At 48.1% G+C, this 15,801-nt stretch carries 19 protein-coding genes; 10 read left to right on the forward strand and 9 right to left on the reverse strand.

The annotated features are described in order from the left end of the window. Positions 1 to 35 precede the first annotated feature (35 nt). Positions 36 to 2,054 carry a DNA polymerase III subunit gamma/tau gene (locus P2W83_RS16045; RefSeq protein WP_276134778.1) on the reverse strand — a complete coding sequence of 673 codons (2,019 nt, stop codon included), beginning with the start codon at positions 2,052 to 2,054 and terminating at the stop codon, positions 36 to 38. Positions 2,055 to 2,764: 710 nt separating this feature from the next. Here P2W83_RS16045 and P2W83_RS16050 point away from each other — a divergent pair. The 4 genes from P2W83_RS16050 (at position 2,765) to P2W83_RS16065 (ending at position 6,834) form a co-directional block, all read left to right on the forward strand. Continuing rightward, positions 2,765 to 3,538, forward strand: a complete 774-nt coding sequence (locus tag P2W83_RS16050) for a sulfite exporter TauE/SafE family protein (protein WP_276134779.1) — start codon at positions 2,765 to 2,767, stop codon at positions 3,536 to 3,538. 49 nt (positions 3,539 to 3,587) lie between these two features. Continuing rightward, entirely contained in the window at positions 3,588 to 4,442 is an 855-nt protein-coding gene (locus tag P2W83_RS16055; protein WP_276134780.1) for a PH domain-containing protein, read from the forward strand. A 175-nt stretch (positions 4,443 to 4,617) separates the two neighbouring features. After that, positions 4,618 to 5,280, forward strand: a complete 663-nt coding sequence (locus P2W83_RS16060; RefSeq protein ID WP_276134781.1) for an energy transducer TonB — start codon at positions 4,618 to 4,620, stop codon at positions 5,278 to 5,280. Between the two features lie 96 nt (positions 5,281 to 5,376). After that, positions 5,377 to 6,834, forward strand: coding sequence for an outer membrane protein assembly factor BamB family protein (locus P2W83_RS16065; RefSeq protein WP_276134782.1), 1,458 nt, complete (start codon positions 5,377 to 5,379; stop codon positions 6,832 to 6,834). An 81-nt stretch (positions 6,835 to 6,915) separates the two neighbouring features. On the opposite strand, the gene P2W83_RS16070 is transcribed toward P2W83_RS16065, so the two are convergent. Together P2W83_RS16070 and P2W83_RS16075 are read right to left on the reverse strand one after the other, a co-directional pair. Then, complete coding sequence (locus P2W83_RS16070) at positions 6,916 to 7,128, reverse strand: hypothetical protein (RefSeq protein WP_276134783.1); 213 nt, start codon at positions 7,126 to 7,128, stop codon at positions 6,916 to 6,918. A gap of 13 nt (positions 7,129 to 7,141) precedes the next feature. Continuing rightward, positions 7,142 to 7,624 carry a hypothetical protein gene (locus tag P2W83_RS16075; protein ID WP_276134784.1) on the reverse strand — a complete coding sequence of 161 codons (483 nt, stop codon included), beginning with the start codon at positions 7,622 to 7,624 and terminating at the stop codon, positions 7,142 to 7,144. Between the two features lie 134 nt (positions 7,625 to 7,758). Between P2W83_RS16075 and P2W83_RS16080 the strand changes: the two genes are divergently transcribed. Continuing rightward, on the forward strand, positions 7,759 to 8,100 hold the full coding sequence (locus P2W83_RS16080; protein WP_276134785.1) for a hypothetical protein: 342 nt from the start codon (positions 7,759 to 7,761) through the stop codon (positions 8,098 to 8,100). A 63-nt stretch (positions 8,101 to 8,163) separates the two neighbouring features. On the opposite strand, the gene P2W83_RS16085 is transcribed toward P2W83_RS16080, so the two are convergent. Further along, positions 8,164 to 8,943, reverse strand: a complete 780-nt coding sequence (locus tag P2W83_RS16085) for an acyl-CoA desaturase (RefSeq protein ID WP_276134786.1) — start codon at positions 8,941 to 8,943, stop codon at positions 8,164 to 8,166. 216 nt (positions 8,944 to 9,159) lie between these two features. Then, complete coding sequence (locus tag P2W83_RS16090; RefSeq protein ID WP_276134787.1) at positions 9,160 to 9,429, reverse strand: RNA recognition motif domain-containing protein; 270 nt, start codon at positions 9,427 to 9,429, stop codon at positions 9,160 to 9,162. Between the two features lie 253 nt (positions 9,430 to 9,682). Between P2W83_RS16090 and P2W83_RS16095 the strand changes: the two genes are divergently transcribed. Both P2W83_RS16095 and P2W83_RS16100 read left to right on the forward strand, forming a co-directional pair. Continuing rightward, positions 9,683 to 10,030 (forward strand): VOC family protein, encoded by a 348-nt coding sequence (locus tag P2W83_RS16095; RefSeq protein ID WP_276134788.1) that lies wholly within the window; start codon positions 9,683 to 9,685, stop codon positions 10,028 to 10,030. Positions 10,031 to 10,350: 320 nt separating this feature from the next. Beyond that, positions 10,351 to 10,734 (forward strand): GreA/GreB family elongation factor, encoded by a 384-nt coding sequence (locus P2W83_RS16100; RefSeq protein WP_276134789.1) that lies wholly within the window; start codon positions 10,351 to 10,353, stop codon positions 10,732 to 10,734. A gap of 90 nt (positions 10,735 to 10,824) precedes the next feature. On the opposite strand, the gene P2W83_RS16105 is transcribed toward P2W83_RS16100, so the two are convergent. Then, positions 10,825 to 11,274: a cold-shock protein gene (locus tag P2W83_RS16105; RefSeq protein ID WP_276134790.1), complete on the reverse strand. Its 450-nt coding sequence runs from the start codon at positions 11,272 to 11,274 to the stop codon at positions 10,825 to 10,827. Between the two features lie 157 nt (positions 11,275 to 11,431). On the opposite strand from P2W83_RS16105, the gene P2W83_RS16110 reads away from it, so the two are divergent. The 3 genes from P2W83_RS16110 (at position 11,432) to P2W83_RS16120 (ending at position 13,227) form a co-directional block, all read left to right on the forward strand. After that, on the forward strand, positions 11,432 to 11,956 hold the full coding sequence (locus tag P2W83_RS16110) for a GNAT family N-acetyltransferase (RefSeq protein WP_276134791.1): 525 nt from the start codon (positions 11,432 to 11,434) through the stop codon (positions 11,954 to 11,956). A gap of 303 nt (positions 11,957 to 12,259) precedes the next feature. Beyond that, positions 12,260 to 12,505: a T9SS type A sorting domain-containing protein gene (locus P2W83_RS16115; RefSeq protein WP_276134792.1), complete on the forward strand. Its 246-nt coding sequence runs from the start codon at positions 12,260 to 12,262 to the stop codon at positions 12,503 to 12,505. A 428-nt stretch (positions 12,506 to 12,933) separates the two neighbouring features. After that, positions 12,934 to 13,227, forward strand: coding sequence for a hypothetical protein (locus P2W83_RS16120; RefSeq protein ID WP_276134793.1), 294 nt, complete (start codon positions 12,934 to 12,936; stop codon positions 13,225 to 13,227). 1 nt (position 13,228) lies between these two features. Here the strand turns inward: P2W83_RS16120 and P2W83_RS16125 are convergent, their stop codons facing one another. The 3 genes from P2W83_RS16125 to uvrC form a co-directional block, all read right to left on the reverse strand. Beyond that, positions 13,229 to 13,432 (reverse strand): helix-hairpin-helix domain-containing protein, encoded by a 204-nt coding sequence (locus P2W83_RS16125; protein WP_276134794.1) that lies wholly within the window; start codon positions 13,430 to 13,432, stop codon positions 13,229 to 13,231. A 51-nt stretch (positions 13,433 to 13,483) separates the two neighbouring features. Next, positions 13,484 to 13,894, reverse strand: coding sequence for a DUF983 domain-containing protein (locus tag P2W83_RS16130; protein ID WP_276134795.1), 411 nt, complete (start codon positions 13,892 to 13,894; stop codon positions 13,484 to 13,486). A 66-nt stretch (positions 13,895 to 13,960) separates the two neighbouring features. Further along, on the reverse strand, positions 13,961 to 15,799 hold the full coding sequence (gene uvrC / locus P2W83_RS16135) for an excinuclease ABC subunit UvrC (protein ID WP_276134796.1): 1,839 nt from the start codon (positions 15,797 to 15,799) through the stop codon (positions 13,961 to 13,963). Positions 15,800 to 15,801: the final 2 nt, after the last annotated feature.

Raw genomic sequence — 15,801 nt, forward strand, 5'->3', positions numbered from 1 at the left:
GTTGATTTGTTTTAGTAGTTAAACGCACCCTTTCCTTAATACTCTATCTGCAATCCCATCGCATCCCTCAGCCTGCCCAGGTCGGGGTTCTTGGCTATCATGGCTTCCATGATCTCGGGCTTGCTGAGTACTATCTTCTGCTCGATCGCCACCATCGACTGGTCTTCCCTCACTTCTGTCACCACGCGGACAACCGGGTTACCAGTCTCGGCGCGATAGAAGTCGATCAGCACATTTCGCTGGTCTTTAGCGTACTCCTCGCTGAAGTTGGTGGGAGCTATTACCCTTACTTCATCGGCGCCTACCACTTCAACTTTCATAGACGAGAACTGGGCATGATACATGGACCTGTTGGCATCCTTCAGCTTTTGGGTGAACAGCCTGAATATTTCTTCGCCCAGCTCCTGGGTCAGCTCTTTCTTCTCTACCTGCGGACCGCTGCTATGATCGAGGTTGTCCAGGTCCATCAGGCCCTTGGAAATACGGCGGGCCGGATTGTTGCCGGTTGTTGCCGTTTTGGGTACTGGTGGCGGAGTATAGGATGCAGCTGCCGGTTGCGGGTTTGTTACAGGCTGTGGGACCGGTGCCGCCGGAACTGGCTGTGGTTGCAGGTTTGGAGCGGAATTTATTACGTTTTGTTCATTAATCGATGTCTTTCCAATGGCATTCACGAGCTCGCTAGCGCTCGGTTGTTCCTGAATTTGCGAGTGTTGTCCGTTAACCCCCTGTCCCCCTGAAGGGGCGACCATCGATGGGGCTGCAGACTGCGCCTGCATTGGCATCCCGCCCGAATTTGTTACACTTTGTCGTCGAATTTCAGGTTCCTGAACTTTGGTTACAGGTGGTGGTGCCGGTTGGTAGGCAGGCGGCGGGGTTACCGGGGCCTGCGGCATTACCGGTGCAGGCGGCGCAACCGGCACGCCATCTACACCGTCAGAGTTTTTTTTTATTTCCGTAGCCTGCAGCACATAACACAGCTTTATCAGGCACATTTCTACGTGCAGGCGTTTGTTGTTAGCATTCTTATAGCTCAGCGCGCTGTCGTTCACCACGTTGAGGGCCGAGAGTATAAAGGCAGGCGGCGCCTGGTTGGCCTTTTCGTAATACACCGGTTTGTGATCGTTGGGCACATCCAGCAGCTTGGCCATGCGCTGGTCTTTACACAGCAGCAGGTTACGCATATGCTCTGCAAGGCCTTCCAGTATCACGTCTCCTTCAAAACCGCGCTCCAGCGTTTGGTCCAGCAGCAGCAGTGTACCGCTGATGTCCTGGCTCAGCATGTGGTCGGTCAGCTTGAAGTAGAAGTCGGCATCGAGCAGGTTCAGGTGCTCCATGGTGCCGGCATAGGTCAGCATACCGTTAGTAAAGCTCACTATCCTGTCCAGCATACTGAGGGCGTCGCGCATACAGCCTTCGCTCTTTTGCGCTATCACGTGCAGGGCGGCCTCCTGTGCTACCACGCTTTCTTTGGTGGCAATACCGTGCAGGTGGCTCACTATATCATCCGTCGTGATGCGCTTGAAGTCGAATATCTGGCAGCGGCTCAGGATGGTGGGTAATATCTTGTGTTTTTCTGTTGTGGCCAGTATGAAGATGGCGTATGGCGGCGGTTCTTCCAGCGTCTTCAGGAAGGCGTTGAAGGCCGCGGCGCTCAGCATGTGTACCTCGTCTATGATATAGATCTTGTACTTGCCCTGCTGTGGCGCAAAGCGCACCTGGTCTATCAGGTTGCGTATATCGTCTACCGAGTTGTTACTGGCAGCATCCAGTTCAAATACGTTGAACGAGGTATTGCCTTTAAAGCTCTGGCAGGTAGTACACTGTCCGCAGGCCTCCATATCGGGCGTGGGGCTCTCGCAGTTGATGGTGCGCGCCAGGATACGGGCACAGGTGGTCTTACCCACACCACGCGGACCGCAAAACAGGTAGGCATGTGCCAGGTGCTGGTGGCGGATGGCGTTCTTCAGGGTGGTGGTAATATGCTCCTGCCCCACAACCGTATCAAAGGTCTGTGGGCGGTATTTCCGGGCCGAAACGATGTATTGATCTGACATTCCAGTCAAAAATAAAGATTTCCTGACCACCACAAGCGGTGGTGTTAATTGATTAACAGGGTTGTGAATAACTTCTTGCCGGTCGCATTAGGGTTTGTTTTATCTGTTGTTTGTTTTTGATTGTTTTTTCCCGGAACACTGTCAAATCCCGTGTTTTTTGTTGTCGGTTGTTGTCATTTAAACCCCTAAATCCCCCGGCTGGAATAAGCAATTCTTCGCTTGTCAGTCTAAAGGGGACTTCCGGAATCCCTTGTTACTCGCGGCCTTCCCCTTTAGGGGATAGGGGTTAACCGTCATTGCGAGTTTCCACCCCTCCTTAATTTAAGGAGGGGTGCAGGGGTGGTTTCTGCGTAACACGGGGAAAGTTCAACAGCGATCCATTTGTTCAGCATCAACCCTGCGCAAGTAGGACCACCCCCTGCCCCTCCTTAAAACAAGGAGGGGTGATTTTCTTTTCTCTCCCGTCATTGCGAGGAGCGAGCACCGGCGCTCGCTCCTGATCCAGTCTTGCCGCGACGAAGCAATCTAGCCCAAACATAGACAGTTCAACGCGTGGTTAGATTGCTTCGTCGCTGCTACTGCATCACGCTGCCAAGCGTCACTGCTCGCTCCTCGCAATGACGTTTAGTATTAATTACAAAAATACGCATTTTCCACCACACCATAAAACTCAACCCACACATAACCCGAAACCATTATCTTTATAACCGATGGAATATGTCATTATCTGCCTGGTGGCGTTTGCGGGGTCGTGGCTTACGTTGTTCTCGGGGTTTGGACTGGGAACGATACTGCTGCCTGTGTTCGGGCTGTTCTTCCCGGTGGAGGTGGCTATTGCGCTGACAGCTATCGTGCATTTTCTCAACAACATCTTCAAACTGCTGCTGCTGGGCAGGCATGCCGACAAGGGTGCGCTGCTGCGTTTCGGGCTGCCTTCTATAGTGGCGGCGCTACTGGGCGCCTGGCTGCTGACGCGGCTCACGGGCATGGAGCCGCTGTACAGCTATACGCTGGGTGACAAAGAACTTTCGGTGACGCCGGTGAAGCTGGTGATAGCCGTGGTGCTGGCTTTGTTTGCTTTGTTCGATATCATACCGAGGTTTAGCAAGATGGAGTTCTCCGCCAAATGGCTGCCGCTGGGCGGGGTGCTGAGTGGCTTCTTCGGCGGACTGTCGGGGATGCAGGGAGCACTGCGTTCGGCCTTCCTGGTGCGGGCCGGCCTGAGCAAGGAAGCTTTTATAGCAACGGGCGTGGCCATAGCCTGCATGATAGATGTTACCCGTCTTTCTGTTTACTCACGTAATATCATTTCCGCTCACAGCTCGCTCAACTATGGTCTTGTCTTAGCCGCTACCCTCGCCGCTTTTGCTGGTGCCTTTCTCGGCGCCAAACTGCTGAAAAAGGTGACCATCGAAGCCGTACACATTGTGGTAGCCGTGATGCTGCTGGTGTATTCGGTGTTGTTGGGGATGGGGGTGTTGTGATTTGCTGGGTGGCATTGTGACAAGCAAAAAACATGTAGATTAGCTTTCAATGCTGTTGCAGTCTAAAATTCAATATAAACACTACGAACCCGGCGAGTTTACGTCTATTGCAGAAAGGACGCTGGCAGAAGCAGAGGAATTGATAAACACTTACCCTTGGGAGGCACAGCGTTATCACCAGCCAATAGGATTTACTAGCCCGTCTATCAGTTTCAGAAACATGGAAGGCGATCATTTGAAGCTGGCGTTAGGTTACAATCAGAAATTCAATCTTTATTTATTTCCTGCACAACAAAAACCTCGCAAAAAGACTGTTGCAGATCTTGAAAGCGCCATAAAAGATGTCCGGGATTTTTATCATGGAAATGAACTGGAAGGCTTTAAGCAGGAAAGGTTTGTATTCAATCCCAAAAAGCATTTTGAAACCAAAAGTTTTGAATACCAGGTGACGCCCAAACGAGCTTGGGCATTTTCATGGTTTAGATTAGGATTCTTCACGCTACTTACCCTCTACTTTCCAATTTATGAAGGCACTGCGTTTGCATTTGCAGCATTTTTCCCTTTTTGGTTTGTCTTTGCAGGAGTAAACCTAATTTTTCTAATCAACTACTGGTGGTACGAGAGAGATACGATAATCAAAATCACTGCAGGGCAGGATAATTTTTGGATCAGCAGAAACGGCAATGTGCTTCACTACAATAAAAAAGACGTCAAAGAAATCCGATATTATAAATCACCGGGTAATAGAAACCCTTGGTCGGATAATATTATAATTGAATTAATACTCCGCGACGGACAGGCACTAAAGTTCACTAACCTTTTAATACCATTTTATACTCTGCTTGGTAAGTTTCAGAACACACCAAGCAATTGTATCGACAAGGCTTTTCCCTTCGCACGATAGCTCACGCTGCCCTGAGTTTGCAACTCCGTACCTTTGTATCTTCCTCTCAATAATGATATCGCAAACTAAACTTATTACGGCAACAGTAGCCCTATTATTGTTGTTTTTCACGCACAGGTCAACAGCGCAAACCGCGGATACTGGTATTCGTAAATTGTATCTCTACATTGAGCGTATGCCGCAATTTCCAGGCAATGTCAACCAGTTCCTTTCAAAAAATATCCAATACCCCGACGAGGCAGTGGCCAATGGGATAAGTGGCAAAGTTGTGATCGGCTTCGTAGTAGATAGTACTGGTTACCTGGATAGTGTTTATGTACGAGAAAGTGTACACACCTCGCTTGACAAGGAGGCATTGCGGGTAGTGAGGTTGATGCCTCGCTGGATTCCGGGCAAACAGGGAAACAAGCCCGTAAGAATTTACTACAGCCTTCCCATCACTTTCCGATTTTCGGATGAACCGCTCTCTAAGCCAAATGTTGACAGTACCGACCCTGCGGCAAAGCGCCGCCTGCAGGATTCGCTAGCCAACAATTACGGCCCTGCATTTCAACAATCATGGTCGCAATACCTCGCGCGCAACCTGAAATATCCGAAAGAAGCACGCAAACAGAAAATTACTGGACGGGTGAGGGTTCAATTTTTAGTGCAGGCTGACGGAACGGTAACGAATGTTGAAATCGAAGAATCTGCGCATCCTATCCTCGACCAGGAAGCCCTTCGTGTTGCAAAACAGATGGCGAAAAGCAGGTGGAGACCAGGCAAAATCAACGGGCAGTTTGCACGTTACTACCTTGTTATCCCTTTTTATTTTCCTGTTGAAGGAGCATACCAATAGGACGCCCCGCTTTCCTGAGTTTGCAACTCAGGATTTACAACCTCATTTCCATAAATGTAGCGCCTGCTGTATTTTGGCCCCATCAATAACTACCTTATGACCAAACCCTTGATCTTATTATTGCTCGCCCTCCCTACCGTTTTGAGTGCACAATGGAAGCAGGACGGAACGCGACTTACAGATAAAACCGTTGGAAAGAACCTGGTGACCAACCAGCCTATACGTGGTAAGGAGATCTATTTCGGAGAGAGAATACACCACACCGAGATAGACACCCAGCAACAACTAATGACCGTACAACTGCGCGGCACCAGCGCCAATGGCAAATGGATGGACAACACCGGTGATCATATATTATATGACCTGAAACAGAAACGAGGAAAATGGCGCAAGAATATCGTGTACGAAACGGCGTTCATCGAGAACTTTGGCAAGTACATATTGGAGATAAAGGAGGACAGAACCCACCGGCTGAACCCCGAGGATGGGAAACCACTCTGGAGCACGAAAAACAGGGTATACTTCGCCGATCCGGAACTGGAGATCGGTATCGGCTATAAGTTCAGCTTTTGGTCGGGCGGACAAACGGATAAACTGGAAGGTATAAACCTGAAAACGGGCGAAGACATCTGGAGCCGCCGTGTAGGCGGAGAATACAACTGGAACGACCTGCTGTACATGGATGACTCGACGGTGCTGATAGTTGCAGACGGATTGCACACGCTCAACCTGAAGACCGGCAGAGGCTGGGACTATAATACCACCACCTACGAATATGGCATACGCGATATCGTCTCCAATGTTTTGCGCGACAGCAACGACATCTACCTAGCCTCAAGAAATGAGTTGGTAAAAGTGAAAAAGCAGGGAAAACTGGCCTGGTCTGCACCTCTGGCCCATGCCAGCAAATCCGTTATTTTCATCAACGACGGCAAACTGTACGTGGTGAACCGAGGATATGCGTACAGGGGTTACCGCCAGGTGGACTATGGCAAGCCTTTCGTTGCCGCATTTGACGTGACTACCGGTAAAGAACTTTTTAAAGGCTACTTCGGGAAAGGCAACACAATAAAAAACTTCCGGCTCATTGATAACGCATTTTACCTCGTGCTTGAAGGCACGGTAGTAAAGATATCTGCAGACAACGGAGCTATACTGGCTGAGCGCAAGCTAGATGAGAAGGTGCAGGGCAAGCCAGCATATTTTATTGGCACGCAAACATACGTTCTCAACAACGGGAACTACAAAGCGCTTACCACTACCGATACGACAAAACGCTTTGTATTTACTGATAAGCACAAGGTCTTAGCACTCGACAACCAGCTACAGGTGGTAAGCGAAACGGACACAGCCGATCTATGGGTGTACTATGCTGCTGCGGGTGAAAAGAAATTTCTCTCGAAAAATGACAAGACCATTGTGATCGATAAAGACGACCGGAAAATCGCTGAATTGGATGCAACTCACCGTGGTCGCATCATTGGCACATCGCTATACGATATCAACAATGATAATTTCACGGAAATAGATATTTCGTCTATTCTTAAAGACTAAATTACCTGACAGAACAGCGTTAAAACACCCTATCAATAATTATCCGAAAGTCTTAATTTTCCGAAAATTCAGACAATGCTCTTAGTTGCCATACTCCTGCCCTGTTTCTCGTTTCTTTTGCGGGGGAAGATCATAAGCTTTTTTGTTTGCGGCTTCCTCCAGCTTACGCTTATAGGCTGGCTGCCTGCTGCTGTCTGGGCTGTACTCAGTCTGCAAAACAGCAGAGCAGAAAGACGCACTACCCGCATCATAAGGGCTATGAATAACCGCTAATAGCCACCACCTGCGTGGCACTCAGGACTTGAATCTATTCACCAAAATAATCAGACTGACAAGGGCAGACAGATGTAGCATCCAGGCAGCAGTCTTCTAACTCTAACCGTACACCATTACTATCAGTTTCGTATATCCTGGTTGCAGTTATTTCATAAAACCGGGTTTCATTATCCCATTCTTTAAAAACACATTTCACTATCTTTTGGAAAGGTCCTGCGTTATAAACACCACGTGTTTCAGTTTCATCAGACTGGTTTATTTGCATGAAGGTAAATTCAACGGTTCCATCTGCTCTTATCTCCACCCATCGGCCCGGAGTGCCAGTTCCAGAAACGCCTGGCCTGGTTTCAAATTGTCTTTTGCCCACGAAGGGTAACGATGGTTGTACTTGTTCTGTCTGAACAGGCTGAACAACAGTAACAGTATCGTCCGGAATATTTCCTTCTGCTTTGTCGCCACTGGCGCAGCCCCCCATTAGCAAGCAAATAACTACGAACAGGTTTTTAAATTCCATATCGACGATTGATGCCGGAAAATACTTCTATTTATTCACACTACAGCCTCAGCAACAGCGATCAACCAACATCAGGTCGCTAACCGGCAATAACTCTGCTGCATTGTGTACCATATTGAAGCGTATCTTTGATCATGCTCCTGATCATTCTAAGCCTCTGTGTTTACCTAACGGGTGTTGTTCTTTCAGCGCGCACACTGAGCAGGAATGAAATAAAAAAATTCTGGCGCTATAATACTATCATCCTCGCGCTGGGTATAGCCCTGGTTCTTATCGCAGGTGCCATGTACGATGGTTTTGATGCGCTCCGGTTTGTAGTGCCCCAGGTGTACGCCGTTACAGCTTACCCGGTAATGGTCTCATTGGTTGCACTGATCATTGCCATCAGGAAAAAATGGGAGATCACCATTGTCTGTGCCGTATTGGGCGTTGGGCTGGGAAGTGTAATGTTCACCTGGGTGTTTGAAAATTTATAGAGCACGACCATAAAAAAAGCCCCTGCATGCAGGGGCTTTTTGCCTAAGGGGGAGGTATAGGCACTAATGTTGTTTTGATGTCTGTCCGCCTTCCTCTGCCGAAACAGGCACTGCAGCCAGTTTAGGCACCCGTATCACGCCAAGCTTGTTCAGCAGCAGGATGACCGGGTAAACGGGATCGAACTCGTGACCGCGCACACCGAAGTTGATAGCCGAAGGATGCTTGTGGTGGTTGTTATGATACGACTCACCCAGCATCAGTATATCTACAGGCAGCAGGTTCTCTGATGTGTTCTTCATAATGAAGTTCTTGTAGCCAAACTTGTGTGCAAACCAGTTGATGATAGCGCCGTGAAAGGCACCCATCACAATAACAACCGGCAGCAGCAGGTATAACCATGGTGAAGTTGCATACAGCACAAAGATGGCTGTATAAATGCCTACCCAGATCAATCGCGACGGCGCGGAGTTAGCCATGCGGTCAAACCAGTTCCATTCGGGAAGGTTCTTGGTGTACTTCTCGTCTACCTGTATACGCCCGTGAAATATATCTCGGTAGATACGGCTGGTGCGCCACATCATCGAGAATATGTTAGAAGAAAAGTTGGGCGAATGCGGGTCGAGCTCGGTATCGGTATGCGCATGGTGCAGCCTGTGCATGATGGCATAGGCACGCGGGCTCATATAGTGCGAACCTTGCGTGATATAGGTAAACACGAAAAAGAAACGCTCCCAAAACTTACTCATCTTGAACGCGCCATGCGAGGCATAGCGGTGATGAAAGAAGGTTTGCGAAAATAGCGACAGGTACCAAATGGCAATAAAAAAAATAATGATCGGCATGATGAATTTGCTGATTTAGCTACCAGGGAAAAGAATAAAAAGGAAGGCGCTGCAGGAGGTGCTAAGTGCTGGAGAGAATGCCTAAGAATTGATCTCTAATCTGATACGGTAATTGTAATTATCTGAAGGTAGTACAACAAAGGTTAAGGAAAAGCCATAATAAACAAATGGCTGCACTTAGTGCAGCCATTAACAGTATGTTTAGCTAAAAGCGGTTTAATAACGCCTGTTATTGTTGTTTTCCGTGCGCGGTTTGGCCTCATTTACTACCAGAGACTGTGAATCGAAGGTAGTATTGTTAAGACGGGCTACAGCTTTCTCGCCACTGGCGCGTTCTTCCATTTCCACAAACCCAAACCCGCGAGAACGGTTGGTAAATTTATCATTGATGATGCTTACAGATGTCACTACGCCAAATTCAGAGAATAGGCCGTGCAGTTGTTTTTCGGTGGTGTGGTAGTTGAGGTTTCCAACAAAAAGTTTCATAAAAACAATTTAATAAAATTAAAAAAGAATGGAAACCGGAGAAAAGCAGAACTGAAGAGAAAGAGTAGTAAACCGGTTCGTATCAGAAGAGCAAAGGTCGGGCGACCATCGTATTCAATTGAAGGTAGGCATTATTGCTATCATTTCAAAAAAAATAAATTTTGTAGAAAAATTGAAAAAGAAGCGGCCGTAAGTCTGATCCTGACGTTTGTAACTCATTACTAAGTATTATCTTAGCTTAAACATTCTTCGCATGCGCATCACAGGCTCAAATGTCACCCTTATGGTGAATGACATGGACAGGTCCATCAATTTTTACAAGGCACTGGGCCTGGAGCTAAAGCAACGCTGGGACGACAACTACGCTATGATGGAAGCACCAGGTATTACACTGGGCATACACCCTGCTCACGGCGCACCTACCAGTTCGGGTTCTGTGTCTATTGGTTTTTTTATAGACAAAAGTGAGAACGGTAAAGCAGTACTCGACGCCAACAACATCACCTACCAACTGCAAGACGATGGCAAGTCAGGTATCTATCTCCACTTCCAGGATCCTGACGGCAATGTCGTGTACCTGGTAGAGCCGAAGTGGCAATAGACTCCTCCCCGTTTTAACGTTGCGTAAACAGTTACCCTCAGATAAAGACTTATCTTTGGTAGGTCTTGGCAGCTTACCATACATATAATACATCACTCACCGGCAGTATCACCGCAATGCACTTTCATTGCTTTTGCCATAAGCTGTTTTACTGCTCTACGTTCAAAGACTTTAATACCCAAGCCCCGGCCTGCTAAGTCTTTTAGGTTCGGGGATACACCCTCGGTGTTTTCTTATTTCTTACTGACAACATAGCTGCAGGCGCCATGCCCGCGGATGGATTCATTACACTAATTGTTTCAACTAAAAACTGCACAATTATGACTGCAAATGATCAAAACCCGGTTATCATGACCGAGGAAGATTTCCAGCTGCTGAAACCTTATATCAGCCAGCTGCCCGAACAAAACAGCGACATGACGCTAACGCATGAGCTTAGCCGTGCCGTCATCGTATCGAAAGACGCGTTCCCGCCGCACACGGTGCGTCTCAATTCAAAAGTCAGTGTGTTGGACCTTGGTACCGACCGGGTGATGGAATTCACCATCGTGATGCCAGCCCACGCCGACATGCGGCAGAACAAGATCTCGGTGCTGACACCAATGGGAACGGCGCTAATTGGTTTCCGCAAGGCGGAGGAAGTGCAATGGAAAGTACCGGCAGGACTGAAACGCTTCCGGATACTGGACGTGGTGAACAGGTAAAATATGTTTTCCCTGCGCGGTGCGGGGCATCGCGCAGGGAGCATAAAAAATGCCGGGCGAACCCGGCATTGTATAATGATTTAGAACTTACTACTTGATCACCGACACTTTTACAGCGGTGGGTCCTTTAGGACCTGGCTCTATCTCGAAGCTTACTTTGTTGCGCTCCTTAATAGGCTCGAGGGCGTTGTTTGCGTGGAAGAAAATGCTTTTCTGGCTGCGCAGGTCGTTGATAAACCCGTAGCCTTTTGCTTCATTATAAAAGGTAACGATGCCTTTACGCAGGCCATCCTCTTCCGGATCGGGAATTGCCGCACCCAGCTGAATATCTTCGAGACTAATGTCGAATTTTTTCGTTGGATCGGGCGGAGTAGGCGACAAGTTGCCGTTCTCGTCCAGGTACATCATCATGTCCTCAAGAGACTTGCCTTTGTTGTTATTGGCTTTACGCTCTTCGCGTCTTTCCTCTTTTTCGCGCTTCTTTTGCGCTTTTTTCTTTTCTTTTTCTTTTTTACCTACTGTTTCTTTCGCCCTGGACATTAATAAAGAACTTATTTTGATTGACCACAAAGGTCGCATTTTTATTTCGCATTACAGTAAAAACTTTGTAAAACAAGCTCTGCAAGGTATTGTCGCAGTGCCAAATACAATTCCGCCACCGGTACAGCCGGTTCCTGAATAATCGGTAGCTTTGGATATGCATTGCCAATTCACCCCCTTCCCGACCCTAACCTCTGACCGCGTGGTGTTGCGCCGCATAGAGCTGAGCGACGACCAGGAGATCTTCTTCCAGCGCTCGGACAAAACCATGAACGAGTTCATAGACCGCCCGGGAGTCCAAACTGTAGAAGACGCCCGGAACTGGATCAACATGATCAGCGGCGGAATTGAAAAAAATGAACTGATCGCCTGGGGCGTGGCACTGAAAGACAAACAACCGCTTGTGGGTGGATTTTGCCTCTGGAACCTGGAACCGGAAACCAATACTGCCGAGATCGGGTTTAGCCTGCACCCCGAGTACTGGGGCAAGGGCCTGATGCAAGAAGCACTTGAGGCAGGCATCAAATTCGGGTTCGAAACCATGCAGCTGGATACGCTCGAAGCACATACCCATGAGCAAAACAGCCGCTCGAGGAAGCTGCTGGAGCGGAACGGTTTCGTGCTAAAAGGGCCTATTGCCGGTTCAAACTACCTGGTGTATACGCTCAACAGTTCCAGGTGAATCTACCTTATTTATACTCATCTCCTTCCATGCCCGGCGTCGTAACTGGCGCTTTTTTTATTGTGCTGAGCTCCTGATTTAGCCCCGAGTTGGGGAGAAAGCGCCATGAATTGCGGAATCCAACGCCAAAAATCACGCAATGCGACGCCACAAATAGAGCTTTTAGACCAATCTAAAAAACTTGAATATCAATACATTAATGATACTGTTCGTGCGTTTTTATAACTATGTGCAATTGAGAGCCCCCAAAATGAACGAAACCGGGGGTCGTGATATTAGCTTTACATCCTAACACCAACTACCATGATCAACGTATTACCAAACCCCTCCGGCCACAGTGTAAGCATCAGTTACGAATTAGAGACTGAACGCCCACGCTGTGCCATCGTCACCAACATGACCGGGGCCGCGGTCTACACCGCGAAAGACGACCGCAGCTGCGAAAGCGGCAGTATCGAATTGGATATACAGAGCTGGCCTGCCGGCATGTATATCATCCGGATGCAAACAGGGATAGAGACCGTTATTCGCTCATTCTTTAAGCTTTGAGCTGACGATACACCCTTTGAACCATGATGACCCACTCTGCCACCATGAAGAGTCCTTTTCACCATGAAGAGTGCCTTTTCACCATGAGGATCCAAAATCCAACCACTGCGGCCGGTATTTGAGATAGAAGTGCCAAAGATCGATCTACCACATAATTTTATTCAGGCATTTTGCTCGATTACTGGTCGCAACCGGTGGATCTCACCACCGGAACAAAAACACTCCAACATCCCTCCTGCTGACCTCCAAGCGTGCAAAAAAATGTGCGCGAGCTAACTATAGCTAATTCAAACTACTAGGAATCGATACTCATCGCTACGCACCACAACAGTAGTTCCATTTAACATACCATATACTTTGCGCTTGCTACCTTAGGTATCAAGATGGGCGAATGACATATTTTTTTGTAGAACTAACAATTGTGAGTGATGAAAAGGTTAGTGACAATGATTATCTGCTTCGGGCTACTATTACTAGGCGGTTACACAGCCGAAGCACAGACGAACAAAAACAGCCGCGCAATAAGAAAAGAAAACCGCAGGGCGTTGCGCTCGGAGTACAAGCACCGAACCAGGGGCGAAACACGGATAAAAATAGACCGTGAGCGTATTTCCCGCCAAAATTACAAACAACGTAAAAGGATGGATCGCACCGCAAGGAAGCAGAACCGCGTAAGAAACTACGACGCCAACGCATTAGGCGGCGTGTTTGACGGTCTGTAACCTAGCCTTTGCGAAATGCCAGGCCGTGCTCTTTAAGCGTCTGCTTAATGGCGGAGAGAGCGTTTGGCCCGATACCGTGCAGCTGAGCCAGCTCGGCCCCGGTGATCTTTGTGAAGTCGTTCAGCGACGTGATATTGGCCGCTGCCAGGGCACGCCGTGCCGGTTTGGCTACCTTGACCGGTAGCTCAGATGGAGTCTTTTTCATAGCTTAAATATAGTCTCAACAAAAAAGCCGCGCTGTGCGCGGCTTTTTTGTTTATTCTTCAGATCTAAATGCAGTCCCTTTTCCATACTTCACAAACATGTAGAGGTATAGCACGCGCGAGAAACGCATCAACCAGGGTTGCAACAAGACAACTATTGTAACGCTTGTAATGAGGTAGTAAAAGATGCTGTAGTCTTTGTAAGACAATCCAATTATTCCCCAATACCAGATGAGGTTGAAAAAGAAAAGCCCAACCGACAATGCATAGCTAACATAGCCGGTACCGTAGTAGAAACCCACTTCCAACTCCATTTTTTGTCCACAAACCGGGCAGCGTTCGGGCATATCCAAAAGTTTACCGAGTGGAAATATGCTCTTATTTACAAACATGTGTCCTCTCCGGCAATTGGGGCATTTCATCTGCAGCATGCTGGGCAGCAATGCCGGTTTCTTATCCTCCATCCTTGGAAAAAATTTCGGCAAAGATACAATTATTAAAAACGAGTAAGGCTTTGAAAATCTTACAGTTTATGCATCTGGCGCAGAGGCGTCGCCTTCATTAGCATGAAAGTAAGCCCACACGATACGCGCTTTGGAAAGCCCGATGACGCCGGTTAGTTCACGCTCAGTAAGCGTTTTGATATTCTTGACGGAGCGGAAACGCTGCAGCAATTCGGTAGCTGTCTTCTCCCCTATGCCCGGTATACCTTCCAACTCGTTTTTAAACGTGCCTTTACTGCGGGTTTGCCTGTGGAAGGTGATACCAAAGCGGTGCACTTCGTCCCTGATGCGGCGCACCAGCAAGTGGGCCGGGCTATCGTAAGGTAGCTGCAATGGTTCGCTATCGCCGGGAAAGAAAATAGACTCTTCACGCTTAGCCAGGCCAACTATGGTCATTCGGCCGGTGAGTCCCAGCCGCTCGATACTCTCGAGTGCGGCACCGAGCTGCCCTTTACCTCCGTCTATGATAACCAACTGCGGTAATGGACTTTCTTCTTCCACTACCCTTTTATAGCGACGATAAACTACTTCGGACATGGAAGCAAAGTCGTTAATACCTTCTACGGTTTTGATATGAAAATGCCTGTAGTCTTTTTTTGATGGCACTCCGTTCTTAAAGCACACCATTGCTGATACCGGGTAGGCACCCTGGAAGTTGGAGTTATCGAAACACTCTATATGCACGGGCAGATCAGCAAGGTGCAGTGCATCCTGCAGCTCTTCCAGCACAGCTATATTGTTTTGCTTGCTTTCATCATTCAGCAACAAGGTATCGCGCCGGCGAACTTCATCGCGAAATATCTCTGCATTCTTAATGCTGAGTTCGAGCAGCTTCTTTTTATCGCCCAGTTTCGGTACGGTCACTTTCATATCCGCTTCCGTTACCTGTATCTCCATAGGCACAATAACCTCCTTCGCATTACTGCTGAAGGTATCCCGCATCTGCGCGAGCACCAGTGACAATACATCAGCATCGTCCTCTTCGTCCACTTTTATCTCAACCTGTATGGTCTTGGCATAAATGATATTACCGCTCGATACCATCATATAGTTGACGAAAGCATTGTTCTTCTCGTCCCGCAACAGGCAAGCTACGTCGAGGTTGCCAAGGTGAGGGTTGGCTACTGTCGATTTACTTTGATAGTTCTGCAGCGACTCGATCTTTTGCCTTAATATCTCTGCCTTCTCAAACTTCATATCCATGGCCAGCTGCATCATTTCAGACTTCAGATGCCTGATCACTTCGCCGGTGTTGCCTTTTAATATATGGCGCACTTGCTGCAGGTTGGTGCGGTAGTCTTCTTCAGTCTGCAATCCTTCGCATGGCCCCTTGCAATTGCCAAGGTGATATTCCAAACACACCTTGTACTTGCCCTTGGCCACGTTATGCGGAGACAAATTAAGATTGCAGGTACGTAATGGTATGTTTTGCTTAATGAGCGCCAATAGTTCTTTAACGCGCCCAACGCCCGTAAACGGTCCCAGGTATTCCGAACCATCACGAATCAGCCTGCGTGTCAGGAATACACGCGGATAGTTCTCTTTCTTGATAACGATATAAGGATAGGACTTGTCGTCCTTCAGCTCAATATTGAAACGCGGCTGGTAGTGTTTGATGAGTGAATTTTCGAGCAGGAAGGCATCGTGCTCGGTGTTGGTAACCGTAAAGTCTATGCTGTCGATCAGCGTAACGAGGCGGGCCGTCTTGTAATTATCCTGCGTTTTGTTGAAATAGGAACTTACACGTTTGCGCAGGTCTTTTGCTTTGCCTACATACAGTAGCTCGTTCTTCACATCATAATACTTGTAGCAACCCGGCTGGCGTGGAATGGACCTTACAATCTTACCAAACTCTTCTCTCGTCATTA

Origin of the sequence: Polluticoccus soli (genome assembly GCF_029269745.1) — a bacterium.
Taxonomy (GTDB): Bacteria; Bacteroidota; Bacteroidia; order Chitinophagales; family Chitinophagaceae; genus Polluticoccus; species Polluticoccus soli.